A 23185-nucleotide genomic window follows, 5' to 3' on the forward strand; every position below is an offset into this window, starting at 1 on the left:
AGCTGCCGCGTGCCGGGGGGCGGTCGTCGTACTGACGCACAGTGAGCGCCATGGAGAACAGCGCCATGGAGAACCCGGCGACGGAGAAACCGGTCACGGAGAAACCGCTCACGGAGGACGGCGGGGAGGAGACACGGCGGGGGACGCGGCGGGCCCGGTCGCAGCTGCGGTACGTGATCGCCGCGGTCGCCGGCTGCGCGGTGCTCGGTACGACGCTGATGCTGCTGCCGCCCTCGGGGGGCCCGGCGTCCCACGCTCCCGCTCCGGCCCCCGGCGCCCAGGCGCTGACGGCGGTCGCCGGCGGGGTGCCGGCCGCGCTGCCCGACCTGGCGGTGCTGATCCGTGAGCGGGAGAGCCTGCTGCGCCGGCAGCCGCGGGACGCCGGGTCGTGGGCGGTGCTCGGGACGGCGTACGCCGAACAGGGGCGCCGGACGGCCGACACGGCGTTCTATCCGAAGGCCGAGGACGCGCTGCGGACCTCCCTGAAGGTGCGGCGCACCGCGGAGGCCCTCGCCGGTCTGGGCGCCCTCGCGAACACCCGCCGGGACTTCCGGGCGGCCCTGGCCTGGGGCGAGGAGGCCCGGCAGCTGGAGCCGAAGCGGTGGACGACGTATCCGGTGCTGATCGACGCGTACACGGGTCTCGGTGACTACAAGGCGGTCGGCAGGACGCTGGAGCTGCTGCTGGAGCTGCGGTCGGGACCGGCGGTCATGGCCAGGGCGGCGGCCGTGTACCGGGACCGGGGCCGGCGCGAGGACGCGGCGGCCGCCCTGTCCGACGCGGCGGCCACGGCCCGGACACCGGCCGAGCGGGCCGCGTACCTGGAGCGGGGCGGGCAGCTGGCCTTCGAGCGCGGCGACCGCGAGGAGGCGCTGCGGCACTTCCAGGAGGCCCTCCGCGTCGACCCCGACCAACGGGCCGCGCAGGCCGGGCGGGGCCGGGCGCTGGCGGCGCTGGGCCGTCGGACGCGGGCCGTGCAGGCGTACCGGGCGGCTCTCGCGAAGCAGCCGCTGCCGCAGTACGCCCTGGAACTGGGCGAGTTGTACGAGTCCATGGGGCTGTGGGACGCGGCCCGGGCGCAGTACGACCTGCTGCGGGCGGCGGTGCGGAGGGCGGCGGGCGGCGGGGCCGACGAGGAGCTGGTGCTGGGGCGGTTCGAGGCGGACCACGGTGAACCGGCCTCTGCCGTACGGCGGTTGCGGGCCGAGTGGGTGCGGCAGCCGGGGATCGAGGTGGCGGACGCGCTGGGGTGGGCGCTGCACCGGGCGGGCGAGAACGAGGAGGCGGTGCGGTACGCCCGGATCGCGACGGACAGGGTGCACGGGGGCGGGGTGCGCAGCGCGCCGTACATGTACCACCTGGGCATGATCGAGGGGGAGTTGGGACAGCCTTCGCCCGCGCGCCGGCACCTCCAGGAGGCGCTGCGGATCAACCCCTGGTTCTCACCCCTGTGGGCGCCGTCGGCGGAGCAGGCGCTGGCGGCGTTGGGGGACGTGCCGGAGGAGGGCCTGCCGGAGATGGACGCGGAAGGAGTCACACCGCGGCCGTACCGGTGACCGTCGCGTGTCAGACCGCGGCCGTACCGATGAGGGCGTTCCTCGTCACCAGGGCCGCCAGTTCCTCCTCGCCCAGTCCTTCCGTGCCGTCCGGCCTGCGGGGCAGCACCAGGTAGCGGGTTTCCGCACTGGAGTCCCACACCGTGATGTCCACGGACGCGGGCAGGGAGAGGCCGAACTCCCGCAGGACCTCGCGGGGTTCGCGCACCACCCGGGAGCGGTAGGCCTCGGACTTGTACCAGCTGGGGGACGGGCCGAGCAGGCGGAGCGGGTAGCAGGAGCAGAGGGTGCAGACGACGACGTTGTGACGGGACTCGGTGTTCTCGACCACCCGCAGGCGCTGGAACGAGCCCTCCATGTAGCCGAGTTCACGGACGGCGGCCGTGCCGTCCGCGAGCAGCCGGGCCCGGTAGGCGTCGTCGGTCCAGGCGCGGGCCACGACCCGGGCGCCGTTGGCCGGGGAGGACTCCGCGAGGAACGCGTCGATCGCCTCGTCCAGGCGCTCGCCGGTGATCAGCCCCTTCTCCTCCAGGAGGGTCTCAAGCCGCCGTACCCGCCGGGCGATCGTGGCGTCGGTGTGGTGGTCACCGCTCGTCATCGGGGTCCTCCTCCAGATAGCTCTCCCACAGGTCCAGTACGACGTGGTGGTCGCCCTCGCCCCACAGGTCGCGGGCCTCGAAGCGGACCGCGTAGATCTGCTCGACGGGTGCGTCGCCGCGCCCCTGTGCGCTGACGTCGGCCAGTTCGTCCGGGCCCTCCGGCTCGACGACCACGCCCCGCTTGCCGCGCGCGTACCTCGGCAGGCGGGTGTGGTGCGGCGGGTCGTGGCGGTAGGTGCGGACCCTGGTGCCGGGCGGGAAGCGGTCCGGGGCCGCCGGGTGCGCGTCAGTCATCGAGCTCACCCGGCCCGATCACGCCCTTGCGTTCCAGCAGCGCGCAGATCGCGGTGAACCAGCGCTCGTAGTACGAGGCCGCCAGGTACTCGCCCGGCGGCATCGACTCGATCGCGTCCCGGAACTCGTTGGTGTTGAAGGCCCCTTGCGCGCGCAGGGTGTTGTAGAGCCCGACGACCCGGGCCTCCCAGTCCGCGTGGAAGGGCTCGGTGTCGTCGGTGGTGTCGATCGCGCCGAATCCCTGCGTGCCGCCCACGTCGTTGATCCTGGCCATGGGGCCAGCCTACGAGCAACGAGCAGGCGGCAGACGTACGGCTAGAGGTTTCCGCGCTTCTCCTGCTCCCGCTCGATGGCCTCGAACAGGGCCTTGAAGTTGCCCTTGCCGAAGCCCATCGAGCCGTGCCGCTCGATGAGTTCGAAGAACACGGTCGGCTTGTCCTGGACCGGCTTGGTGAAGATCTGCAGCAGATAGCCGTCCTCGTCGCGGTCGGCGAGGATCTTCAGCTCGCGGAGCGTGTCGACGGGGACGCGGGTGTCGCCGACCCACTCGCCCAGGGTGTCGTAGTAGGAGTCGGGGGTGTCGAGGAACTGGACTCCGGCCGCGCGCATGGTCCGTACGGTCTGCACGATGTCGTTGGTGTTCAGCGCGATGTGCTGGACGCCGGCGCCGCCGTAGAACTCCAGGTACTCGTCGATCTGGGACTTCTTCTTGGCGATGGCGGGCTCGTTGATCGGGAACTTCACCTTGAGGGTGCCGTCGGCCACGACCTTCGACATCAGGGCGCTGTACTCGGTGGCGATGTCGTCGCCCACGAACTCCTTCATGTTCGTGAAGCCCATGACCTTGTTGTAGAAGCCGACCCACTCGTTCATCCGGCCGAGCTCGACATTGCCGACGCAGTGGTCGATGGCCTGGAAGGTGCGGTGGGCGGGCGGCTCGACGATCGGGGCGGCCGCGGCGAAGCCCGGGAGGTAGGGGCCGTCGTAGCCGGTGCGCTCGACCAGGGTGTGGCGGGTCTCGCCGTAGGTGGCGATCGCGGCGAGGACGACCGTGCCGTGCTCGTCCTTCAGCTCGTACGGCTCGGCCACCGGGCGGGCGCCGTGTTCGAGGGCGTAGTCGTAGGCGCGGCGGGCGTCCGGGACCTCGATCGCGAGGTCGATCACGCCGTCGCCGTGCTCGGCCACGTGCTGGGCGAGGAAGTGGCCCCAGGGGGTGGCGGGCTTGATGACGGAGGTGAACACGAAACGGGCGGAGCCGTTCTCGAGGACGTACGACGCGGTCTCGCGGCTGCCGTTCTCCGGTCCGGAGTACGCGACGAGCCGCATGCCGAAGGCGGTCGAGTAGTAGTGCGCCGCCTGCTTGGCGTTGCCGACGGCGAAGACGACCGCGTCCATTCCCTTGACCGGGAAGGGATCGGCCTGCCGGGCGGTGTCGGGAGTGTGGTGTGTGGTCTGCGTCATGCGGGAAGCCTGGCCCCACTCTGCAAGGTGCGCAATAGTTCGCGTCATCGCTGAACAATGTGTTCAGTCGTACGGCCGTGTCGGCGGCCTTTCTGTACAGGATGACCATCGGATGGGGAGGCCCTCGTGGGGATCGACGAGCTGGACGGACGGATCATCGTGCTCCTCGCGCGCGAGCCGCGGATCGGGGTGCTGGAGATGTCCCGGCGACTGGGGGTGGCCCGGGGGACCGCGCAGGCCCGGCTGGACCGGCTTCAGTCGAGCGGAGTCATCCGCGGATTCGGTCCGCAGGTCGATCCGGCGGCGCTCGGCTACCCGGTGACCGCGTTCGCCACGCTCCAGATCCGGCAGGGGCAGGGCGCCGACGTACGGGCGCACCTGGCGACCGTGCCCGAGGTGCTGGAGCTGCACACCACCACCGGCAGCGGGGACATGCTGTGCCGGCTGGTGGCCCGCTCCAACGCGGATCTCCAGCGGGTGATCGACCGGGTCGTCGGTTTCGACGGGATCGTCCGGGCCTCCACGGCGATCGTCATGGAGAACCCCGTTCCGCTGCGGATCATCCCGCTGGTGGAGCAGGCGGCGGAGGACTCGGTCCGGGCCTGACCGCGACGGCGGCGGCTCGATGCGCCGGGTGCGTCGGGTGCGTCGGGTTCCAAAGAAGCCCTTGCAAAGAAGTCCATGCAAAAAAGGTGTTGCAAAGAGCTCTTTGCATAGCTACCTTTGTACGCATGCCGGAAGAGCCGAAGACACGGAAACTGGACGCCCGTTCACTGCGCGGGCTGGCCCATCCCCTGCGGATGGAGCTGCTGAACGCGTTGCGCCGCCGCGGTCCCGCCACCGCGTCGATGCTCGCCGAGCGACTGGGCGAGTCCAGCGGCGCGACCAGCTACCACCTGCGCCAGCTCGCCGAGCACGGCTTCATCACGGACGCCCCGGAGCACGGCAAGGGGCGCGAGCGGTGGTGGAAGGCCGTGGACCAGGGACTGACCTTCGAAGCCACCGAGTTCGAGGGCGCGGGACCTGAAGTGCTCGGCATGGCCGAGATCTATCTGCACGAGGTCGCGGCCTCACACGCCCGCGAGCTGTCCGGCTGGCTCGGCACCTGGGACCGCTGGTCCTCCGAGTGGGCCCAGAGCTCCGACATGAGCGACATGACGCTCCAGCTCACCCCCGAGCTGGCCGCCGAGCTCATCGGCAGGATGCACGCCCTGATCAACGACTACCGCGGCCGGGTCACCGACGAGGACCCCGGCGCGGAGCAAGTACGCGTCCACACGCACCTGTTCCCGACCGAGACGAGCTGAGGGGTCCCGCCATGCACTACGACACCTACCTGTCCCAGCACCACACCCGCGCCGCCGACCTCCGCGCCGAGGCCGACGCCTACCGGCTCGCGGCCCAGGCCAGGCAGCCGTACGCCATCCGGACCCGCCTCGGCTGGACCCTCGTGGAGGTCGGACTCCGGCTGGCCGCTCCGAGGCCGGTCCTGGCGCACTAGAGCAGCGGGGCACTAGAACAGCGGCGCACTGGAGCACGGGCGCACCGGAGCATCGGCGCCTAGCAGGCGGGGACGGACCCCTTGCCGCTCTCCAGCGCCGTCAGCGCGCTCACCGCCCCCTTCAGGGAGGTCACCGGGATCAGGCGCAGCCCCTTCGGCAGCTCCCCCTTGGCGTCGGCGCACTCCGCCTTCGGGACCAGGAACACCGTCGCCCCGTCCCGCTTCGCGGCCTGCGTCTTCAGCGCCACGCCACCCACCGCGCCGACCGTGCCGTCCGCGTCGATCGTGCCGGTCCCGGCGATGGTCCGGCCCCCGGTCAGTTCACCCCCGGACCCGTCGCCGTCGAGCTTGTCGATGATCCCCAGCGTGAACAGCAGGCCCGCGCTCGGCCCGCCGACGTCCGCGAGCGTCAGCGTGACCTTGACCTTCTTGTCGCTCAGCTTCAGGTAGTTCAGCGCCGCCTCGGTCGCCGCGTCCTGGGACTGGCGCATCTGCTCGGTGTTGTGCTGCTCGATCTCCTTGACGCTCTGCCCGCTCGGATAGACGGCGTCACGGGGCATGACGGCACGGTCCTTGCGGAACCAGCTGTCGAAGACGTCCCCGAGCGATACGTGGGTGTCGGGGCCGGTCGCCTCGATGGTCGTCATCCGCAGCTGTCCGCTCGTCGGACGCACCTGCGCGCCGGAGATGGTGATCACCGGTGTGCCCTGGTTGTCGCCGAGGACGTTCGCCGTCAGGCCGGGCTGCGCGAGCGAGAACGGCAGCGGCGCGAAGAGGGCCGTGGCGACCAGCGCCACGACGGGCAGGGCACAGACGGCGACGGCCTGGGGGCGCGTGAGGCGTGAGAGCACGGGATCAATCTAACGCGGCGGTCACTTCCGGCCACGAGCCGGTCAGCCCCTGCACAGATCCCGCCTCACGGGCCGGTCAGCCCTTGCACGGATCCCGCCCCGCGAGCCGGTCCACCCTGCACAGATCCCGCCCCACGAGCCGGGTCAGTCCCCGTACGGATCCCTCCCGCGAGGCGCGCCCCCTGCCTCATGGGCCGGTCAGCTCCCGTACAGATCCCGCCTCGCGCGCGTGAAGCGGCGTAGGGCGTCGGGAAGCGGCTCGACGCCGATGCCCGGGGTCCGCGGCACCGGCAGGTGGCCGTCCTCCAGGACGAACGGCTCCGTGAGGTCCTCGGCGAAGTAGCGGGCGGAGGCGGAGGTGTCGCCGGGGAGGGTGAAGCCGGGCAGGGCGGCGAGGGCGAGGTTCGGGGCGCGGCCGATGCCCGTCTCCAGCATGCCGCCGCACCACACCGGTACGCCGTGCGCGCGGGCCACGTCGTGGATGCGGCGGGCCTCCAGATAGCCGCCCACGCGCGCGGGCTTCACATTGACCACCCGGCAGGCCTCCATCGCGATCGCGGAGGCGGTGTCGCGGGCGTTGTGCAGGGACTCGTCGAGACAGACGGGGGTCGACAGCCGCTCCTGGAGCCGTGCGTGGCCGTAGAGGTTGTTCTCCTCCAGCGGCTCCTCGATCAGCAGCAGCCCGAACTCGTCCAGCCGCCGCAGGTGTTCCGCGTCGGCGAGCGTGTACGCCGTGTTGGCGTCGACCTGGAGGGGCAGCCCGGCGCCGAAGCGCTCGCGCACGGCCCGTACCGGCTCGAGGTCCCAGCCGGGCTCGATCTTCAGCTTGATCCGCACGTACCCCTCGTCGAGATACCCCTCGACGGCCTCCAGGAGCTCCGGCACGGACTCCTTGATCCCCACCGACACCCCCGCCGGCACCCGGTCGCGGACCGCGCCCAGATACACCGCCAGCGGCATGCCGTACGAGCGCAGCTCCGCGTCCAGGACCGCCGTCTCCAGGGCCGCCTTCGCCAGCTCGTGGCCCTTGATCCTCGCCATGGCCGACCCCACCGCGGCCGCCGTGAGCTCCGGCAGCGCCGCCACCCGCGGCACCAGGAAGTCCCGCAGCACGAGCTCCGCGCCGGCCACGAACTCCGAGCAGTACAGCGGCCGCGGATCGGCGGCGAACTCCGACCAGCCCTCGGCGGTGTCGGTGACGACACGGAGCAGGAAGGTGTCCTTGGTCGTCATCGTGCCGAAGGAGGTCCGGAACGGGCTGACCAGCGGGATCTCCACATGGACGACCTCGACGCGTTCGAGCTTCATTCCGTGTCCTCCCGGGTGAGTGTGTACCAACCGTCGCGGGACATCCCGGTAGCCAGGAACCCCTGTCCGAAAGCCTCCGTGAACACCTCGCGCACGGCCCGCCGCCAGCGCAGCGCGAGCACCGGGTCGGCGGCCCGCAGCTTGACCACGTCGTCCGGGACCCGGCACCAGATCCGCCGGCCGGCGAGGTCGCGCCGGGCGAGGGTGGCGCCGTCGGGGCCGCGGTGCGTGGCGGGCGCGGCCTCGCGATCACCGCTGCCGTCCGACAGATGGGACCGATCACCGCCGTCGTACGACAGATCGGACCGACCACCGTCGTCGTACGGCCGCCTCGGCGCCGCCAGTTCCCACGTCACCGTCAGCCGGTCGCTCTCGTCGCCGCTGTTCACGCCGTCCGTCATGGGGCCGTAGAAGTCGACGAGGTACTCGGTGGCCGTCGCGCCCAGCTTGACGAGGTTGAAGCGGGCGTTGCGGGCGACCAGCGGGTCGAAGGTCCAGCGCATGGTGCGGGCGCCGAGACCGAGCGCCCACGCCCGCTGGGCCTCCTTCACCAGTTGCCCGCGCCCCGGCTCCGCGGCGGCGACCAGCGAGTACGCCTCCTTGGCGGCGGGCGCCCCGAACACGGCGACGGCGGCCCCGGTCAGCCGGTCCCCCTCGTGCGCGGCGTGCACCGCGCCGCCCGAGTGGACCAGGCTGTGCAGCACCTCGGCCGGATAGGGCGGGGCCGTGCGCGGGGTCCGCCACACCTCGCCGAAGTACGCGCTGACGGCGTCGAGGCCGGCGACGTCGTGGACGGTACGGATGCTCACTGCGGTCATGAGCCGAGTGTCGGGGCCGACCGGACACACGGGGTTGTGCGGTCGTACAACAGATGCGTACGTTCGTTTGAAGATCGGCCAAAGACTGGCCAAAGCATCTGCTGGGGGCACCCATGGACGCCTGCACCCTCGGCGACCTCCTCGACGTCGTCGGCGGCACCTCGCTGCGCCTGCACGCCGCCCCCGCCGGGCTCGGCACCCCGGTCACGGAGGTCCTCCTGCACGACGCCGAGGCCCCGCTCCCCCGGGCGCCGGGCGCGCTGCTGCTGGCGGTCGGGACGCGGGCGGCGGCGGCCGGGCCGCTGGTGCGGGCCGCCGCGGCGGCCGGGATGACCGGTCTGGTGGTGCGCGGCCCCGACGGCCCGGCGGCCGAGGCGCAGGCGTACGGAGTGGCGCTGCTGTCGGTCCCCGAGGACACCGCCTGGCACCAGGCGCACCTGCTGCTCGCCTCGGCGATCGGCGCCCGCCCGGTACCGTCGGCGGGCGGCCACGGCGACCTGTTCGCGCTGGCCGACGCCATCGCGGCGGCGACCGGCGGGGCCACCGCGGTCGAGGACCCCCGCCGGCGGATCCTCGCCTACTCCACGGTCCCCGGGCAGCCGGTCGACGAGGACCGCCGCCAGGGCATCCTGGGCCTCCAGGTGCCGACCGGCCGGGGCAACGCCGAGCAGTACCGGACGCTGTTCGCGGCCGACGCGCCGGTCCGGCTGCCCGCGCTCCGGGAGGGCGCCCTGCCCCGCCTCGCGGTGGCCGTGCGGGCCGGCGGGGAGACCCTGGGCTCGGTGTGGGTCGTGGACGACGGCACCCTCGCGGCGGACGCGGCTCAGACGCTCGTCCAGGGAGCGTCGACGGCTGCGCTGTTGCTGCTACGGGCGCGTGCGGCCCAGGAACTGGCCCGGCACCGGGCCGGCGATCTGCTGCGCCGGGTGCTGGACGGGACGGCGGACGCGGCCGAGTCGGCGGCTCGGCTGGGCGTCGAGGGGCCGCTGCGGGTGGCCGCGTTCGCGCTGGATGCGGCCGGCCTCCCGGACGCCGAGCAGACCGGGCTGCGGCTGCTGGACGTCGTACGGCTGCACTGCGAGGCCCGTTACGGGCGGCACGCGTGTGTGCTGGTCGACGGGGTGGTGTACGCGGTGCTGCCGGCGGTCGGGGCGGACGCCGGGGGCCGGCACCGGCGGCTGGCGGAGCACATCGTGGCGGGAGCCGGGCAGGCGCTGAGGGTGCCGGTGCGGGCGGGGCTGGGCGCGGTGGTGGCGGGGCTCGGGGAGGCGGCGGGCTCGCGGGCGGACGCCGACGTGGTGCTGCGGCTGCTGGGCCCTTCGCTGCCGGTGGCCACGGTCGACGAGGTCCGGCCCCGGGTCACCCTGTTGCGCCTCGCCGAAGTGCTCGGTGAGCGACGGGAGTTGAGCGCGGGTTCGTGGCGGAGGGTGCTGGCCCACGACGAGAAGCACGGCACCGACCACGCACGCACGCTGGTGTGCTGGTTCGACGCGGGGTGCGACATGGCGGGGGCGGCGAAACTGCTCGCCGTCCATCCCAACACGTGCCGCTACCGCTTGAGACAGGTACGCCAACTCACCGGAATCGACCTGGACGACCCGGACGAACGCCTGGTGCTGTGGTTGCAGTTGAGGGTGCTGGCTGGGTTGGGGCCGATGCGCGGCTGATGGGGGCGGGGGGATCGGGGGCGGGGCCGATGGGGCCGGGGGCTGACGGAGGCCAGGAAGGCAGGGGTATCGGACGTCCGCGGTCGCCGGCGCAGAGCCTCGGCCGACGCCGTGCCCTCGCCGACGCCCCCGCTGACGCCCCCGCTGACGCCAACGCAGTGCCCCCCTGACGTCAGCGCAGTGCCTCCGCGACCTCGCGGGCCGCGTCCACCACCCGGGGTCCCACTCGCTCCGGTACCGCGTCGGCCAGCATCACGACGCCCACGCTGCCCTCGACGCCGGTGACCCCCAGCAGGGGCGCGGCCGCACCGCTCGCCCCCGCCTCCAGTTCGCCGTGCGTCAGCATGTACCCCGGCTCCCCGAAGCCCTGCTGCCGGGCGGCGAGGATCGCCCGGCCCGCGGCACCGCGGTCCAGGGGATGCCGGAAACCGGCGCGGTAGGCCACGTGATAGTCCGTCCAGGTCGGCTCCACGACGGCCACGGCGAGCGCCTCCGCACCGTCGACCAGCGTGAGATGCGCCGTCGCCCCGATGTCCTCGGCCAGCGACCGCAGCGCCGGCAGCGCGGCCTCCCGTACCAGCGGATGCACCTGGCGCCCCAGCCGCAGCACCCCGAGCCCGACCCGGGCACGACCGCCCAGATCCCGCCGTACGAGGGCGTGCTGCTCCAGCGTGGCCAACAACCGGTACACCACGGTCCGGTTCACGCCCAGTTTGTTGGAAAGCTCGGTGACGGTGAGCCCGTGGTCCGTGTCGGCCAGGAGCTTGAGGACGCGCAGTCCCCGGTCAAGCGTCTGAGAGGTCTCCGCGGTCACGACGCCCACTCCTCCAAGTGGTGAGGTCGGCAGCCCCCTCGCGGCGGTGCGTCACCAGGTCCCGTCGGTGACGCGCTTCAGAGGCCGCCGATCGGCCGGCGGCCCGGTCTGTTCCGGGCCGCGTCGCTTCACGGCTGCGCTCCGCGGCGGCGCTGCCACGGGGCGTGTGCGTAGCGGGACAGTAGCGAAGCGGGTTCGCTCAGCGGAAGCCTCCGTCCAGAATCCGGGCAGCAGCCGGTACGAACCAGTCTGTTTGTCCTGAAATGCTCGCCCGTGGGGACAGGTGCCCCGCTCACCGCATCCGGGTGGCCCACTCCTGCACCTTGGCGATCCGCTGCCGCAGCTGCCCCGCCGTCGCCTCCGCGCTCGGCGGCCCCCCGCACACCCGCCGCAGCTCGGTGTGGATCACGCCGTGCGGCTTGCCACTCTGGTGGACGTAGGCGCTGACCATGGTGTTGAGCTGCTTGCGCAGCTCCATCATCTCCTTGTGCGAGACGACGGGCCGCCGCTCGGCGGGCAGCTCCAGGAGGTCGGCCTCGCTGTCCGGCTTCTTGCGGCTGTGCGCGATCTGCCGGGCCTGCCGCTTCTGGAGCAGCAGCTGCACCTGGTCGGGTTCGAGGAGGCCCGGGATCCCGAGGTAGTCCTGCTCCTCCTCGCTCCCCGGGTGCGCCTGCATACCGAACTCGGCGCCGTCGTAGAGGACGCGGTCGAAGACGGCCTCGGACTCCAGCGCCTCGAAGGAGAACTGCTCCTGCTCGCCGGTGTCCTCGTCCTGCTCCTTGTTCGCCTCCTCCATCTCCTTCTCGGACTCGGCGTACGGGTCCTCCTCGCCCTCCTTCTTCGGCTTGTCGAGGGCGTGGTCCCGCTCCACCTCCATCTCGTTGGCGAAGGTGAGGAGGTCGGGGACGGTCGGGAGGAACACGGAGGCGGTCTCGCCGCGCCGCCGGGACCGTACGAAACGGCCGACGGCCTGGGCGAAGAAGAGCGGCGTGGAGATGGTCGTGGCGTACACCCCCACCGCCAGCCGGGGGACGTCGACGCCCTCGGACACCATGCGTACGGCGACCATCCACCGGTCGTTGCTCGCGCTGAAGTCGTCGATGCGCTTGGAGGCACCGGCGTCGTCGGAGAGGACGAGCGTGGCCTTCGTGCCCGTGATCTCCCGGATCAGCTTGGCGTAGGCGCGGGCGGAGTCCTGGTCGGAGGCGATGACGAGCGCGCCCGCGTCCGGGATGGCCTTCCTGACCTCGGTGAGGCGCTGGTCGGCGGCGCGCAGCACGCTCGGCATCCACTCACCGCGCGGGTCGAGCGCCGTACGCCAGGCCTGACTGATCGCGTCCTTGGTCATGGGCTCGCCGAGCCGGGCGGCGATCTCGTCACCGGCCTTGGTCCGCCAGCGCATCTGCCCGCTGTAGGAGAGGAAGATGACGGGCCGCACGACGTGGTCGGCGAGCGCGTTGCCGTAGCCGTAGGTGTAGTCGGCGGCGGACCGCCGGATGCCGTCGTTCCCCTCCTCGTACGTCACGAAGGGGATGGGATTGGTGTCGGACCGGAAGGGCGTACCGGTGAGCGCGAGCCTTCGGGTGGCCGGCTCGAAGGCCTCCAGGCAGGCCTCGCCCCAGGACTTGGAGTCACCGGCGTGGTGGATCTCGTCGAGGATGACGAGGGTCTTGCGCTGCTCGACGCGGTTGCGGTGCAGCATGGGCCGTACGCCCACACCCGCGTAGGTGACCGCGACGCCGTGGTAGTCCTTGCCGAGCGGCCCCGCGCTGTACTCGGGGTCCAGCTTGATCCCTATCCGCGCCGCCGCCTCGGCCCACTGCTTCTTCAGGTGCTCGGTCGGCGCGACGACGGTCACCTGCTGCACGACGTGGTGGTGCAGCAGCCAGGAGGCGAGGGTGAGGGCGAAGGTCGTCTTGCCTGCACCGGGAGTCGCGACGGCCAGGAAGTCACGCGGCTGCTCCTGGACGTACTTCTCCATCGCCCCTTGCTGCCAGGCACGCAGCTTGTTGGCGGTACCCCAGGGGGCGCGGCCGGGGAAGGCCGGAGAAAGGTGATGGGAGGAGGCGGCGGTGGTAGTCACGGTCTCCGTCGGGGTCGAGCGGCTGGGCGGTGTCTTCTACGGCGGTGTACGACGACCGGGTCACCTTACCGGCGGCCCCCGCGTGTCAACGCGCGAACGGGGCCGGGGCGGGTGGGGGTGGGACGGAGGTCACATCACCGCTCGGACAGGTCCCGCAGAGCCTCGGAGATGGCCTTGACCTCGTCCACACCACCGGTTCGCCACCGCGATGACCAGCCGCTCGGCCGCGTCGATGTCCGCCCGCAACTGGACGTCGTACATCGCCAGGAAGACGACACAGGACACCGTTCCCGTCGAGTTGCTACCACTCACGAACGTGGCGTCCGCAACCGCGTAGTCACCCACGCCCCCACCAGCGCCACCCCCGCCATCGGCAGGAACACCGCGGCGAAGGCGCCGGGATGCCCGGTGCCGGACGCGCCCGTCACCGTATGACTCACCGCACCCCCGCCCATCGCCGCGAAGGCCGCCCCGCCCGCGGCCAGCAGCAGGGCGTTCGAGAGGCCGTCGGAGATCTGGAGGGCCGCGGAGTTGCTGCCGGCCTCCTCGGGGGCGGAGAGGTGGAGCAGCAGAACGCTGGTCGAGGAGATCACCAGCCCCATCCCAAAACAGCCGAAGGCCCACGCGACGGCGACCGTCCAGACCGGCACGGAGTGGATCAGCACACTCGGCGCGGTGGCGATCGCGGCGGCCACGAGCACCATCCCCGCGGTCATCAGCCGTTCCCGGTACGGCTCCACCCGCGCCCGGGCCTGCACCCACGACCCCAGCGCCCAGGTCCCCCCGCCGGCCGCCAGCGAGAACCCGGCGAGCGTCGGCGACAGCCCTCGCTGGGTGACCAGCATCAACGGCACGAAGGACTCGGCGGAGACGAAGGCCCCCGCGGCGACCCCGCGCAGCAGCACGACGGAGGGCAGCCCGCGCGCCGCCCGGTACGTGCCGCGGGGCAGCAGCCCGAGCACGGCCGGCACGAGCAGCGCGGCGCCGACGAGACCGGGGAGCAGGGAGAGGGGCCGCAGATCCTGGGCGGCGTACTGGAGGAGCCCGGCGCCGAGGGAGATCCCGAGGGCTAGCCGGATGCGGCGCCGGTCGACGCCGCCGGGGGCCTTGCCGGCCACCGGTCCCGCAGCCCGTCGCCGTATCTGCGGAAGGGCGAGGGCCAGCGGGAAGACGACCAGCACCGGGATGCCGACGAACACCCAGCGCCAGCCGAGCTGCTCGGTCACCGCGCCGGCCGCGAGCGGCCCCACGACGGACGGCACGACCCACCCCGCCGCGAACGCCGCCATGATCGCGGGCCGCAACCGCTCGGGATAGGCCCGCCCGACGACGACGTACAGCGCGACGATGACCAGCCCGCCCCCGAACCCCTGCACGGCCCGCCCGAGAATGAACAACCACATCGCCCCGGCGGTCCCGGACAGCAACAACCCGGCCCCGAACCCGGCGATCCCCGCGGTCAGGGCCCCGACCGGCCCCCGCCGATCGGCCCACTGCCCGCTGACGACCATCCCGAAGAGGCTGGTCGTGAAGTACCCGGAGAACCCGAACGCGTACAGCCCGACCCCGTCCAACTCCCGCGCCGCAACAGGCATGGCGGTCCCGACAGCGGTCGCCTCAAAGGCAACCAGCACGACGACGGACACGATCCCGACGCTGAGCGCCCGATAGGAGGCCCCCAGCACCCCCTCCGCACTCTCACAACCGAACGAAACTCCAGCATCATCGTCGACACCGACACCACGCGGTTCCAGGGCTGCCATGCGGGCCAGCGTAAGGCCCACACCCCGACTTGACCCCTGTCAAAAGCCCAGGTAGCCCTGAGACGTTGGTCGTACGACCACCCCGCCCCGGCCCCCCTTCATGAACGGCGTATGGCAGTCCCGTTGCAGCCCCCACGCTCCCCTTGAGTACACCCGCACCCCCGCCATACGGTCATCTCACCGAGCTCGACAGGGAGCCTCCACTCCCACCGACCCGGCCGTGTGCTCGCAACGGACCACACGACCAAGCCCGGTGACGGCCGTGTGCCCGAGTGGTTTAGGGGCTCGCCTGCAAAGCGAGTTACGTGGGTTCGATTCCCGCCACGGCCTCAAGCGCCTGACCAGGCAGAACGAAAGGGCGGCACCCTTCCATGGGTGTCGCCCTTTCGGTAGTCCGTCTCAGTTCCCGTCTCAATTGCCATACTCAGCGACTCTGCTACCGCCGCGCCATACCTCACGCGGGCACCGCTCAGGCGAGCTCAGCAACCTCGGCCGTGCACGGACGACGGTCGAACCAGCCCGAAGCCAGGGGGCAGCTTTGGGCTCTCCGCCACATGGATGCCGGATGACCTCGTAAGCCATTCCTGGCCCACGGGCCCCACCATTCATTCCTGCCGCGAGAGCCACGATTGGACGTCATCTTGCCTACCCCAACAAATTCAGGCATCATACCCATTCCCGACCGAGAAACGGAGGGGTGAGACGTGTACCATTCCAGCCTAAGGCGCTTATTCATCTGGGCTGCAGCAGGACTGTGCACTATTGCACTAATAATCTACTCGCCATTCCTGTTGCGCTGGATAGCACCATCTGGAATGGATTGGGCTCAACTCAGCGAGATGAGTCAAACTTATGCGGCGATCTCTGTCCCTTTATCCGCGATTGCACTACTGGGGGCGATCGCGTCCCTGGGTTACCAAGCACGACAAGCACATATCAGCCACATCGAAGCCAGCCGGGCGACACAGCAAGGTCTTCTATTGCGGGCCTTCGACGACCCGTCCCTTCTTGTCTGTTGGGGCCCCCACCCACACCCCATAACACAGGAGCGATGGCGCCAGTTTGTCTACGTGAATATGATTCTGAGTTTTTGGTACACGGAACACCGACTTCGCAGCAGTAACGAAATCTTACCGCTGCTCGCAATCCGACTGTTCCGAGGAGATATTGGACGCGAGTACTGGGCCACTTGGGGCGCCAGCTGGAAGGACATAGGGGCGACCGGGGGCCGAAAGGGGAAGAGCTTTCTGGAGATCATGGATCGAGCTTTCCAAGAGGCCGAGGCCGAAGGGCCACCCTTGCCATCTTCACAGTTCTTTTGTGTTGATGCAGCAGACCCTGAGTAGGAGCGATCAATGCAGCCATGGGTAAGGTCATCATTCTGCGGCGGGGGAGCGGATGCATGCGTTGAGGTGCGGTGGATAGGTTCTAGCGTTTACGTGCGAGACTCAAAGCACGCCCCTGGTGACTCAGAAAACACAAAAATGCGTCTCACGACAAGGGCTTGGCTCCATTTTATCGTTGACCTCTCAAGTGGTGAACCAGTTCCGACTTAGGAATAGCCTGAATCTTCTAAAGCATGCTACACAGGCCCGCAAGGCAGCTATCCCCCACTGTAGAAAGAGGGGGGATAAAGAGAGCGGCAGCTTCGAGCTGCCGCTCTCAGTTCATCATCAGACAGAGGAACTACCTGGCAGTCCGTCGCCGGTATCGTCCGCCCGCTTCGTCTCGGTCTTCCAAATCAGACCGTCTACCTGCCTCGCGACATCAGCCCGCACGGCGTCCACCATGTGCTGATACCGGGCAGCCATGGCAGTGGTCGACCATCCCATGAGCCCCATGACGGCCCGCTCGGGGACACCGAGGATCAACAGGACCGTCGCGGCCGTGTGGCGTGCGTCGTGCAGACGCCCGTCCCGCACTTTCGCCTCTGCCAGAAGAGCCTTCCACTCGGACCAATCCCGGCGGTGGGACGGGCTACGGCCGTGCTCGTCCGGGAATACCAGGCCGTTCTCGACCCATCGCTTTCCGGCCGCCTGCCGCTCCTCTTCCTGCGCCTTGAGGTGGGCGCGGAGTAGGTCAACGAGCTGTTCGGGGAGACCTACGGCGCGGCGGCCGGCGCGCGATTTGGTGGTGGCCAACTCCGGGTTCGTGCGACGCCTCTGCGGGCAGTATCCGGCCGCCTTGCGCCCGCAGGGGTCCACGCACCCGTGGGCGTACTGCGGCCGGTGCCGACTACGCCGGACCACAAGGAACCCACCGTCAAGGTCCACGTCCTCCCACCTCAGACCGAGCACCTCCCCCTGCCGCAGTCCGAGGGCGAGGGCGACGGCCCAGCGAGCGGAGTTGCGGTGCTGGTCAGCGGCCTTGAGCAACCGCTGTACCTCTTGGACGCTGTAGGGCTCCACCTCGTATTCCCCCGTCTTCGGCGCCTTGGCCAACTGAACGGGGTTCTTGCCGAGATGACCGCGCCGAACGGCCTCATTGAGGGCAGTGCGCAGGGTACGGTGCGCCTGGTGAGCGGTAGCGGGCTTGCTGCCGTTGGCCTGCATCTTCGCGTAGAAAGCCTCGATGTGCTCGGGCTTGAGCCTGTCGAGACGGTGAGCCCCCAAACCGGGAATCAGGTGTTTCCGCACGGCGACGCCGTACCCGACCATCGTGTTGTCGTTGACGGCGAGGGGCGCGACGTTCTCAATCCAGTGCGTCAGCCACGCCTTGACTGTCCACGCCTTGCCGGGCTTCTTCACGGTCTTGGCGTCCCGCTGCTTCTCCAACTCGCGTACAGCGGCGGTCACTTCGGCGCGGGTCTTGCGTTCGACATGGCGCCGATCCGGCGTGCCGTCGTCGCGGATGCCGACGGTGACGCGGCCGTGCCATTTGCCGTCCTTGCTGAAGTAGATCGAGCTGCGGCCGTTGGGCTGTCGGGTTCGCTTCTTCTTGTCCTCTGCCACAGGCAGGCTCCTGTTTCTTGCGTGTCGGGATGGGAACCGGGGCGGCGGGCTGTCCTGTCCGGGAGTGCCGCCGCCCCGGGCGTCGTTAAGCGGCGCGTTGGGCGGCGCGGAGGCGGGCGACGTATACGGCCAGCGCGTCGGCGGGGACGCGACGGAGGCGGCCGACGGGTACGGACTCCAGCTCTCCGGAGCGGATGAGCGCGTAGCACGTGGTCCGGCCGATGCGGAGTCGACGGGCGGCCTCTTCGACCTTGAGGAGGACGAGAGTCGGGTCTTCGGTCGGGGCGAGGGGAAGGGTGGTGGGTTCGTCCACGGCTCACTCCTGTGAGGCTGAGTTCATGGGCAAGTGCCGCCGCACAAACCGCAAAATCCGCAGAAACCCGATGGAGGGCCGTTGACCTGCGGTGATGCGGCGTACGGGTGGTGACGGGCGACGCTCCGCAGAAACCCGCGATATTCCGCAAAAATCAGGGGCGGACGACAGCCGGTCCCGTGGGCGGGGTGGTGCTCGGTTTTTTGCGGAATATCACGGGATTGTGCGACGAGCCCCCGTCCGGGGTCGGCATGGGGCCCGTCGCAGGTCAGCGGGGGTGCCCGGTGTTTTCTGCGATTTTGCGATTTGTGCGAGGGGGTTGTGTGCGCGGACGGGATTCACCGGCCTCCGTGGCGCAATGACGGATGGGCCTGTAGGCGAGGTGCCGGGGGACGTCCGCGCTTGCCGGTGCGCTCCGGCTGGTAGGACCGTAGGTATCCGTGGTCTTCCAGCAATGCGAGGGCCGGTTCCAGGTCGGCGACGGTGGGAACCTCGCTGCGAGACAGGCCGCTGAAGACGTCCCGTCGGCTGACGTCCTCCCATCCGTTGTCTCGCAGCGCTTCCAGGACGCTGCGGGCGCGGGACAGGACCGGATCGGCGCCCATGACGTCGAACACGGCGAGTGCATGGGCGGTGTAATAGTCCCCCAACTCGATGGCCGCGTTCATGGTGTCGGCGGTGACGGGGTGGGCGTAGCCGTTGCCGCCGTGTGCGGCGAGGTGCAGCAGCGCGGCCATGCGGGCGGTCGCCCCGGCAAGCTTTCCGGCCCAGTTGGAGATGTGGCCCAGCTTGCCCCCGCGTGCCTTGAGCTGCGGTTCGATGCGCTTCTGATAGGCGATCAGGCCCGCGTCCGCCTCGGGGGTGAGCTGGATGACGGCCGGGTCGGTCCACTCCGCCAGCGACAGCGTCAGATCAATGACCCGGGCGCTGTAGGTGGCGGACGTCTCTTCCGGCACCGGGTCGGTGATGATCTCTCGGTCACCGACCGTGGACACCGGCAGGGAGTACAGGAAGCGGGCCAGCAGGCCGCGTCCCTCGAATCCCTTCACCTTGCCGATGTCCTTGAGGACGTCTGGCTGTACGGCGAGGCCGATGGTCAGGGCGGGGGCGTCGATGTACTCGCGGCGGGTCTGCCGGTTGACCCTCAGCCGGTCCCCGGCATGCCCCTTGAGGAAGACTTCCATGTTGGGGGCGCCGGAGTAGCGGCCGGCGATGATGTCGAAGATGCCGCCCTCAGCGCTCATCACCGACAGCCGCCCGCCCTGTTCGGCCATGAGGGAGGTGACCGTCTCGGGTGTCGAGTCATCGGCCAGCAGCACCGGTTCGGCCGGGACCGTGAGCGTGTCGGCGGTCTGAGCGAGGCCCACGGCGGTGGCCACCATGTCGTCGCGCTTGTCGCCGTCGGCGGACGCGGCCTTGGCGGCGGCCCTGTCGGCCGCTTCCTTGGCCAGGCGGGCGGTCAGCTCCGCTTCCACGATGACCGGCTTCATCGCGGTCTTGAGCTGCTTCTCCGCCTCATACAGGGGGTTGGTCAGCAGGGCGAAGACGGCTGACTTGCGGTTGGCGGGCGGGAGCGCGACCACGGTGTAGAGGTTGGTGGGCTCGCGCCAGTTGCCGCGCACGTGGACCACGGACCGGCCGCCGGCCGCCGTGGCCAGCACGGCCAGCGCGATCGATCCGGCTAGGTCCACCGGGGTCTGCGTCTCCTCAGCTACGGCGGTCACGAACTCCCCCAGCCAGGCGGGCAGGACGTGGGCGGGAAAAGGCGGGCGCTCGCGGCGGCCGGTGAGGGGAATGGGGTCCTCCCACACCTCCGGCGCCGCGTCCTCGCCGGGCGGGTCTTCCAGGGTGGGCAGTCCGGCCCACAGGTCGGGGCTGTCCACAGGCTGTGGAGTCATGAGGCCGTCCTCCCTTCGGCGGTGATGGTGTGGGGGCAGATGCCGACGATGACGCGGGCGGTCAGCCGGGCAACGGCGGCGCGGCCCCGGGCGCGTTCGTGCTGCCCGCAGGCACAGAGCCAGTCGGCGACGGGGATGCCCTCCAACTGGAGGTGGAGTCCCGGGGCGATGCCGGTGACGGTGACCGTGTGCGGGTCAGAGCCAACAGCAGAAAGGACGCCCTTGCGGGCGGCGCCCTTCGGTTCGCCCACGGTCGGCCGTAGCGTGCCCTGTGCGGCGCCCTGAGGGCCGTTCGTGGAGTTTCGGGATGCTTTTTCATGCCGCGCGCTCCACAGCCGCCTCAAGGCCATTGGCGACCGCGCGGCGCGCGTACGCCTCGGGGACGCCGACGGAGACGGCGGCGGTCACGATCTCCTCGCCGATCGCGGCGAGGCCGCACGGCCCCGGGCACGCGGTGTGCTGTGCCGCGAGGAACCGGGCGACGCCGAACGCCTGTGAGCCTGCGCCGGATTCGGTGCGCGCGCGTACGAGGGCGAGGCCGCGTTCCAGTCCGGCGCGGACATAGGCGCCGGTGTGACGGCACCCTGTGGCAACCTCTCGCGACCACGGGGCGCGGACGGGGAGAGAAGAGGCCACCCCGCGCGGGGCGGGGGTGGTGTCTTCCTTCACCACCAGGGCGCGCACGGCGGCCGTCAGAGGCGCCATGCGGCCGGTTCCGGGACCGAGCCAACGGGCGTACTGTGCTAGCGACTTGACGTCCACACCGGGCCGGACCGCGTTCGCCGACGGCATGGCACCCAGGTAGAGCCAGTGTTCGCCGCGCGTGGTCGGCACGATGCGGGTGGCGGGCAGGGTGGCGCGGGCCCAGTCGACGGCCGCCGCGTTGTCCAGGTCGACGACGGTCAGCCCGGCCCCTCCGGGGTGGTAGGCGATCGCCACCGCCTCACGCCACACGGTCGCCCACGTGGGCGAGGTGATCACGTGCGGGTCGGTGGTGGCGGCGGCCCATGCGTGGCACGGTGCGGGGCACCGGCAGGGACCGGCCGCCTTCATGTGGGGCCGTCCGCCGCATGCGTTGTCCTTGCAGGTGCGGCAGTTGCCGAACGGGACCTTGCCGCGTCGCAGGGGCAGGACCGGGACGCCGGCCGCCGCGAGGGCGAGGGCGACGTGCAGGGGTTCGGTGGTCGCGCTCATGCCGCCGCCCCCAGCGTCGCCGTGGTGGTGAGGTAGGCGCGGCCGATGAACTCCGTGTAGGCGGGCGGGATCGCCTCGGTCAGTTCCTCGCGGACGTCGGTCCACGTGATGCCCATGGCGGTCTGGAGTTCAGGGATGGTGGGCTTGCCGCCGCCGTTGCCGTACGCGGCGACATAGGGGCCGTCGTAGAAGCGGCCGTGCCGGTAGCCACGTACGCGGCCACGGTGCGGGACGTGCGCCGGCCGTGCGGCCGTCCATCCGCCCAACTCGAAGTTGCGGTGCCGGATCACTCCAAGCCCGAACATTTCGCCGCACAGCGTCAGATCCTTGCGAATCTTCGCGCGGCCGTTGGGCTGTTCCATCACGTACGGCAGACCGGTCGCGTCCAAGAGATCTCGGGTGGGCGCCACGAGGTCGACATGGGAGCGGCCCCATCCTTGCGAGGCGTTGGTGCCCACGGTGAGCGCGCATCCGTGCTGGCACGGCGGGGAGGCGTGAACGAACGCGTACCGCCGGATCTCGCCCGACTCGATCAGGGCGGCGAGGTAGGTGAGCGCGTCGCCGTGGTGGTAGGGGAAGGGGTAGTTGGGGCGGTCGGCGATGTCGCAGCCGTCGACCGCGAACCCGCTCCTGTGGTAGCCCACGGCGGCACCACCAGCACACGAGAAAAGATCCAGCAGACGCGGCCGGGACTCTCGCCCCGAACGGGTGGCAAGGGCCATGAGGCCCTCGCCGAAAGCGCGCGGTTGGGTCATGCTGTAGGTCTCCTGTTCTGCTACGTCGGGATACGGAGACCGTGGGCGGCGGGCTGTCCTGTCCGGGAGTGCCGCCGCCCACGGGCAGAGCTAGAAGGGCGGTTCGTTGCTGTAGCCGCCGGGCCCCCACGGGTCTCGGCCGCTGTCACGGCGACGCAGCCACCGGGGCCGGCGCGGCAGGGGAAGCAGGACCCAGCGCCGGGTCTCGTTCCAGCAGCCGCAGGGCTCCCAGTTGGTACCGGCGTACTCGCCGGTGTGGTCGCCGTAGTCGTACGTGAACCCGCTCTCGCCCTTGCAGTCGGCGCAGTTGGGGTTGGGGGTGTCGGTCAGGATCAGGGCCCGGGGCCAGTAGGCGACCTGGATGCGCAGTCGGGGCATGAACGGTTCTCCTGTCAGCCGTTGAAGTGGTTGCGCTTGAACACGGCCTTGCGGATGTGGAAGGTGTTGCCGCTCTTGGCCTCGCTGGGCTTGAAGATCTGCACGGCGACGTATCCGCCGAAGATGACGGCGGCGAGGGTGATGAGCTGTGTGATCAGCGCCGTCAGGGCGGTGATGAACGTGGTGAGCAGGAGCAGGCCGCCGCACACGGCGAGGAACCCGACGCCCTCGAGGGCGACGTTGACGGCCGCCCGGGAGACGAGCGGCTTGGCGGCGAGGGGTTCGGGCTGCGCCGAGTTGATGGCGTAGCCGGTGACGACGCGGCCGTCCGGCAGAAGGATGCTCGCCACGGACGGGATCGCGCCCGGCTGCACGGGAACGAGCGGGGTGGTGTGCGTGGGGGCGATCGGGGTGGGGGTGTGGACCTCCACGGCCGCCGTGGTGTGCCCCGCCGGACGGTCGTACGCGGTGGGTTCGTTCACGGTGCTGGTCTCCCTTTGGGTCAGCGGCCGATGTCGGCGAGGGCGCCGGTGACGGCGGCAACGAGCTGGTTGACGGTGTCGGCCGCGCCGGTGTTGGCGAGGTAGAAGCCGAACAGGGCGACGGCGACGGCCGCGCCGAAGCCGACGGCCTTGAAGCGCAGCAGCAGAAGAGCGCCGATGCCGAGCAGCAGAACGAGCGGGATGGTGATGACCATCGGTCCTCCGGAGGGGGTCAGCGGGTGCCGGCGCGGTAGGTGCGCGCGGCGCGGTTGTAGATCCAGCGGCCGACGCGTATGCGCTTGCCGGTGGCGTCGCAGCGGCGGCAGTCCTTGCCGCGTTTGGTGCGGCCCTTGCGGTCGGTCTTGAAGCCGTGGCCCATGCCGTGGCAGCGGCGGCAGTCGCCGAACGGGCTCAGCCAGCACTTGACGCTGTAACCGAGTGTGACGGCGAGTAGGCAGGCGACAGTAAGGAGGGGAAGGCTCATCAGGGGCCTCTCAGG

The 23185-nt window shown here is 70.8% G+C and carries 27 protein-coding genes, 1 tRNA gene and 1 pseudogene; 8 read left to right on the top strand and 21 right to left on the bottom strand.

Annotated elements, in window-relative coordinates; translation table 11 throughout:
• Positions 1 to 50 precede the first annotated feature (50 nt).
• Complete coding sequence (locus tag ACFULQ_RS23480; protein WP_383546878.1) at positions 51 to 1556, top strand: tetratricopeptide repeat protein; 1506 nt, start codon at positions 51 to 53, stop codon at positions 1554 to 1556.
• Between the two features lie 10 nt (positions 1557 to 1566).
• On the opposite strand, the gene nthA is transcribed toward ACFULQ_RS23480, so the two are convergent.
• Genes nthA through hppD form a run of 4 tightly spaced genes read right to left on the bottom strand, consistent with a single transcriptional unit; the run spans position 1567 to position 3910 of the window.
• The gene (gene nthA, locus ACFULQ_RS23485; protein ID WP_383546879.1) at positions 1567 to 2154 is read right to left on the bottom strand and encodes a nitrile hydratase subunit alpha; all 588 of its coding nucleotides are present in this window, start codon (positions 2152 to 2154) and stop codon (positions 1567 to 1569) included.
• Positions 2141 to 2449: an SH3-like domain-containing protein gene (locus ACFULQ_RS23490; RefSeq protein ID WP_383546880.1), complete on the bottom strand. Its 309-nt coding sequence runs from the start codon at positions 2447 to 2449 to the stop codon at positions 2141 to 2143. The genes nthA and ACFULQ_RS23490 overlap by 14 nt, the downstream gene beginning before the upstream one ends.
• Positions 2442 to 2723: a hypothetical protein gene (locus ACFULQ_RS23495; RefSeq protein WP_383546882.1), complete on the bottom strand. Its 282-nt coding sequence runs from the start codon at positions 2721 to 2723 to the stop codon at positions 2442 to 2444. The genes ACFULQ_RS23490 and ACFULQ_RS23495 overlap by 8 nt, the downstream gene beginning before the upstream one ends.
• 41 nt (positions 2724 to 2764) lie before the next feature.
• The gene (gene hppD, locus ACFULQ_RS23500) at positions 2765 to 3910 is read right to left on the bottom strand and encodes a 4-hydroxyphenylpyruvate dioxygenase (protein ID WP_383546884.1); all 1146 of its coding nucleotides are present in this window, start codon (positions 3908 to 3910) and stop codon (positions 2765 to 2767) included.
• A 126-nt stretch (positions 3911 to 4036) separates the two neighbouring features.
• Between hppD and ACFULQ_RS23505 the strand changes: the two genes are divergently transcribed.
• From ACFULQ_RS23505 to ACFULQ_RS23515, 3 genes are all read left to right on the top strand, one after another.
• On the top strand, positions 4037 to 4516 hold the full coding sequence (locus ACFULQ_RS23505; protein ID WP_383546886.1) for an Lrp/AsnC family transcriptional regulator: 480 nt from the start codon (positions 4037 to 4039) through the stop codon (positions 4514 to 4516).
• A gap of 125 nt (positions 4517 to 4641) precedes the next feature.
• Positions 4642 to 5217, top strand: coding sequence for an ArsR/SmtB family transcription factor (locus tag ACFULQ_RS23510; protein WP_383546888.1), 576 nt, complete (start codon positions 4642 to 4644; stop codon positions 5215 to 5217).
• 11 nt (positions 5218 to 5228) lie between these two features.
• On the top strand, positions 5229 to 5411 hold the full coding sequence (locus ACFULQ_RS23515) for a hypothetical protein (protein WP_383546889.1): 183 nt from the start codon (positions 5229 to 5231) through the stop codon (positions 5409 to 5411).
• A 59-nt stretch (positions 5412 to 5470) separates the two neighbouring features.
• Here ACFULQ_RS23515 and ACFULQ_RS23520 read toward each other — a convergent pair whose 3' ends face one another.
• The 3 genes from ACFULQ_RS23520 to ACFULQ_RS23530 all read right to left on the bottom strand — a co-directional run bounded on the left by ACFULQ_RS23520 (position 5471) and on the right by ACFULQ_RS23530 (position 8388).
• The gene (locus ACFULQ_RS23520) at positions 5471 to 6262 is read right to left on the bottom strand and encodes a PDZ domain-containing protein (RefSeq protein WP_383546890.1); all 792 of its coding nucleotides are present in this window, start codon (positions 6260 to 6262) and stop codon (positions 5471 to 5473) included.
• Positions 6263 to 6460: 198 nt separating this feature from the next.
• Entirely contained in the window at positions 6461 to 7570 is a 1110-nt protein-coding gene (menC, locus tag ACFULQ_RS23525) for an o-succinylbenzoate synthase (RefSeq protein ID WP_383546891.1), read from the bottom strand.
• A complete protein-coding gene (locus ACFULQ_RS23530; RefSeq protein WP_383546892.1) occupies positions 7567 to 8388 on the bottom strand; it encodes a chorismate synthase in 822 nt (273 codons plus the stop codon). The genes menC and ACFULQ_RS23530 overlap by 4 nt, the downstream gene beginning before the upstream one ends.
• Positions 8389 to 8501: 113 nt before the next feature.
• Here ACFULQ_RS23530 and ACFULQ_RS23535 point away from each other — a divergent pair, with 113 nt between their 5' ends.
• On the top strand, positions 8502 to 10055 hold the full coding sequence (locus tag ACFULQ_RS23535) for a PucR family transcriptional regulator (protein ID WP_383546893.1): 1554 nt from the start codon (positions 8502 to 8504) through the stop codon (positions 10053 to 10055).
• Positions 10056 to 10227: 172 nt separating this feature from the next.
• Here ACFULQ_RS23535 and ACFULQ_RS23540 read toward each other — a convergent pair whose 3' ends face one another.
• The 4 genes and pseudogenes from ACFULQ_RS23540 to ACFULQ_RS23555 all read right to left on the bottom strand — a co-directional run bounded on the left by ACFULQ_RS23540 (position 10228) and on the right by ACFULQ_RS23555 (position 14715).
• Complete coding sequence (locus ACFULQ_RS23540) at positions 10228 to 10869, bottom strand: IclR family transcriptional regulator (protein WP_031041623.1); 642 nt, start codon at positions 10867 to 10869, stop codon at positions 10228 to 10230.
• 292 nt (positions 10870 to 11161) lie between these two features.
• Positions 11162 to 12952, bottom strand: coding sequence for a DEAD/DEAH box helicase (locus ACFULQ_RS23545; protein WP_383546895.1), 1791 nt, complete (start codon positions 12950 to 12952; stop codon positions 11162 to 11164).
• A 134-nt stretch (positions 12953 to 13086) separates the two neighbouring features.
• Positions 13087 to 13246: pseudogene (locus tag ACFULQ_RS23550) on the bottom strand (type II toxin-antitoxin system death-on-curing family toxin); the annotation flags it as partial.
• Between the two features lie 14 nt (positions 13247 to 13260).
• Positions 13261 to 14715 (bottom strand): MFS transporter, encoded by a 1455-nt coding sequence (locus ACFULQ_RS23555; RefSeq protein ID WP_383546897.1) that lies wholly within the window; start codon positions 14713 to 14715, stop codon positions 13261 to 13263.
• 258 nt (positions 14716 to 14973) lie between these two features.
• On the opposite strand from ACFULQ_RS23555, the gene ACFULQ_RS23560 reads away from it, so the two are divergent.
• The 3 genes from ACFULQ_RS23560 to ACFULQ_RS23570 all read left to right on the top strand — a co-directional run bounded on the left by ACFULQ_RS23560 (position 14974) and on the right by ACFULQ_RS23570 (position 16271).
• Positions 14974 to 15045, top strand: a tRNA-Cys gene (locus tag ACFULQ_RS23560).
• A 509-nt stretch (positions 15046 to 15554) separates the two neighbouring features.
• Complete coding sequence (locus ACFULQ_RS23565) at positions 15555 to 16061, top strand: DUF6082 family protein (protein WP_383546940.1); 507 nt, start codon at positions 15555 to 15557, stop codon at positions 16059 to 16061.
• Between the two features lie 9 nt (positions 16062 to 16070).
• Positions 16071 to 16271: a DUF397 domain-containing protein gene (locus ACFULQ_RS23570; protein ID WP_383546900.1), complete on the top strand. Its 201-nt coding sequence runs from the start codon at positions 16071 to 16073 to the stop codon at positions 16269 to 16271.
• A 117-nt stretch (positions 16272 to 16388) separates the two neighbouring features.
• Here the strand turns inward: ACFULQ_RS23570 and ACFULQ_RS23575 are convergent, their stop codons facing one another.
• The 10 genes from ACFULQ_RS23575 to ACFULQ_RS23620 all read right to left on the bottom strand — a co-directional run bounded on the left by ACFULQ_RS23575 (position 16389) and on the right by ACFULQ_RS23620 (position 23170).
• Positions 16389 to 17666 carry a tyrosine-type recombinase/integrase gene (locus ACFULQ_RS23575; RefSeq protein ID WP_383546902.1) on the bottom strand — a complete coding sequence of 426 codons (1278 nt, stop codon included), beginning with the start codon at positions 17664 to 17666 and terminating at the stop codon, positions 16389 to 16391.
• Positions 17667 to 17751: 85 nt separating this feature from the next.
• On the bottom strand, positions 17752 to 17979 hold the full coding sequence (locus ACFULQ_RS23580) for a helix-turn-helix domain-containing protein (protein WP_383546903.1): 228 nt from the start codon (positions 17977 to 17979) through the stop codon (positions 17752 to 17754).
• 338 nt (positions 17980 to 18317) lie between these two features.
• Positions 18318 to 19862, bottom strand: coding sequence for a YfjI family protein (locus ACFULQ_RS23585; protein WP_383546941.1), 1545 nt, complete (start codon positions 19860 to 19862; stop codon positions 18318 to 18320).
• An 11-nt stretch (positions 19863 to 19873) separates the two neighbouring features.
• The gene (locus ACFULQ_RS23590) at positions 19874 to 20128 is read right to left on the bottom strand and encodes a hypothetical protein (RefSeq protein ID WP_383546905.1); all 255 of its coding nucleotides are present in this window, start codon (positions 20126 to 20128) and stop codon (positions 19874 to 19876) included.
• 64 nt (positions 20129 to 20192) lie between these two features.
• A complete protein-coding gene (locus ACFULQ_RS23595) occupies positions 20193 to 21071 on the bottom strand; it encodes a bifunctional DNA primase/polymerase (protein WP_383546907.1) in 879 nt (292 codons plus the stop codon).
• Positions 21068 to 21826, bottom strand: a complete 759-nt coding sequence (locus ACFULQ_RS23600) for a DNA methylase (protein ID WP_383546908.1) — start codon at positions 21824 to 21826, stop codon at positions 21068 to 21070. Before ACFULQ_RS23600 ends, ACFULQ_RS23595 begins: the two co-directional genes overlap by 4 nt.
• 90 nt (positions 21827 to 21916) lie before the next feature.
• Positions 21917 to 22204, bottom strand: coding sequence for a hypothetical protein (locus ACFULQ_RS23605; RefSeq protein WP_383546910.1), 288 nt, complete (start codon positions 22202 to 22204; stop codon positions 21917 to 21919).
• Positions 22205 to 22218: 14 nt separating this feature from the next.
• Positions 22219 to 22686: a hypothetical protein gene (locus tag ACFULQ_RS23610; RefSeq protein WP_383546912.1), complete on the bottom strand. Its 468-nt coding sequence runs from the start codon at positions 22684 to 22686 to the stop codon at positions 22219 to 22221.
• 20 nt (positions 22687 to 22706) lie between these two features.
• Positions 22707 to 22901 carry a hypothetical protein gene (locus tag ACFULQ_RS23615; protein WP_329597851.1) on the bottom strand — a complete coding sequence of 65 codons (195 nt, stop codon included), beginning with the start codon at positions 22899 to 22901 and terminating at the stop codon, positions 22707 to 22709.
• A 17-nt stretch (positions 22902 to 22918) separates the two neighbouring features.
• Positions 22919 to 23170 carry a hypothetical protein gene (locus ACFULQ_RS23620; RefSeq protein WP_383546913.1) on the bottom strand — a complete coding sequence of 84 codons (252 nt, stop codon included), beginning with the start codon at positions 23168 to 23170 and terminating at the stop codon, positions 22919 to 22921.
• Between the last annotated feature and the right edge of the window lie 15 nt (positions 23171 to 23185).

Source organism: Streptomyces sp. NPDC057253 (assembly GCF_042669125.1).
GTDB lineage: Bacteria > Actinomycetota > Actinomycetes > Streptomycetales > Streptomycetaceae > Streptomyces.

Bases quoted from the DNA above. Each gene is read 5' to 3' on its own strand.
- ACFULQ_RS23605 (WP_383546910.1), bottom strand. From the start codon at position 22,204: ATGCCCCGACTGCGCATCCAGGTCGCCTACTGGCCCCGGGCCCTGATC.
- hppD (WP_383546884.1), bottom strand. From the start codon at position 3,910: ATGACGCAGACCACACACCACACTCCCGACACCGCCCGGCAGGCCGAT.
- ACFULQ_RS23565 (WP_383546940.1), top strand. From the start codon at position 15,555: ATGAGTCAAACTTATGCGGCGATCTCTGTCCCTTTATCCGCGATTGCA.
- ACFULQ_RS23555 (WP_383546897.1), bottom strand. From the start codon at position 14,715: ATGGCAGCCCTGGAACCGCGTGGTGTCGGTGTCGACGATGATGCTGGA.
- ACFULQ_RS23570 (WP_383546900.1), top strand. From the start codon at position 16,071: ATGCAGCCATGGGTAAGGTCATCATTCTGCGGCGGGGGAGCGGATGCA.
- ACFULQ_RS23510 (WP_383546888.1), top strand. From the start codon at position 4,642: ATGCCGGAAGAGCCGAAGACACGGAAACTGGACGCCCGTTCACTGCGC.
- ACFULQ_RS23620 (WP_383546913.1), bottom strand. From the start codon at position 23,170: ATGAGCCTTCCCCTCCTTACTGTCGCCTGCCTACTCGCCGTCACACTC.
- nthA (WP_383546879.1), bottom strand. From the start codon at position 2,154: ATGACGAGCGGTGACCACCACACCGACGCCACGATCGCCCGGCGGGTA.
- ACFULQ_RS23615 (WP_329597851.1), bottom strand. From the start codon at position 22,901: ATGGTCATCACCATCCCGCTCGTTCTGCTGCTCGGCATCGGCGCTCTT.
- ACFULQ_RS23515 (WP_383546889.1), top strand. From the start codon at position 5,229: ATGCACTACGACACCTACCTGTCCCAGCACCACACCCGCGCCGCCGAC.
- menC (WP_383546891.1), bottom strand. From the start codon at position 7,570: ATGAAGCTCGAACGCGTCGAGGTCGTCCATGTGGAGATCCCGCTGGTC.
- ACFULQ_RS23530 (WP_383546892.1), bottom strand. From the start codon at position 8,388: ATGACCGCAGTGAGCATCCGTACCGTCCACGACGTCGCCGGCCTCGAC.
- ACFULQ_RS23495 (WP_383546882.1), bottom strand. From the start codon at position 2,723: ATGGCCAGGATCAACGACGTGGGCGGCACGCAGGGATTCGGCGCGATC.
- ACFULQ_RS23480 (WP_383546878.1), top strand. From the start codon at position 51: ATGGAGAACAGCGCCATGGAGAACCCGGCGACGGAGAAACCGGTCACG.
- ACFULQ_RS23535 (WP_383546893.1), top strand. From the start codon at position 8,502: ATGGACGCCTGCACCCTCGGCGACCTCCTCGACGTCGTCGGCGGCACC.
- ACFULQ_RS23600 (WP_383546908.1), bottom strand. From the start codon at position 21,826: ATGACCCAACCGCGCGCTTTCGGCGAGGGCCTCATGGCCCTTGCCACC.
- ACFULQ_RS23490 (WP_383546880.1), bottom strand. From the start codon at position 2,449: ATGACTGACGCGCACCCGGCGGCCCCGGACCGCTTCCCGCCCGGCACC.
- ACFULQ_RS23595 (WP_383546907.1), bottom strand. From the start codon at position 21,071: ATGAGCGCGACCACCGAACCCCTGCACGTCGCCCTCGCCCTCGCGGCG.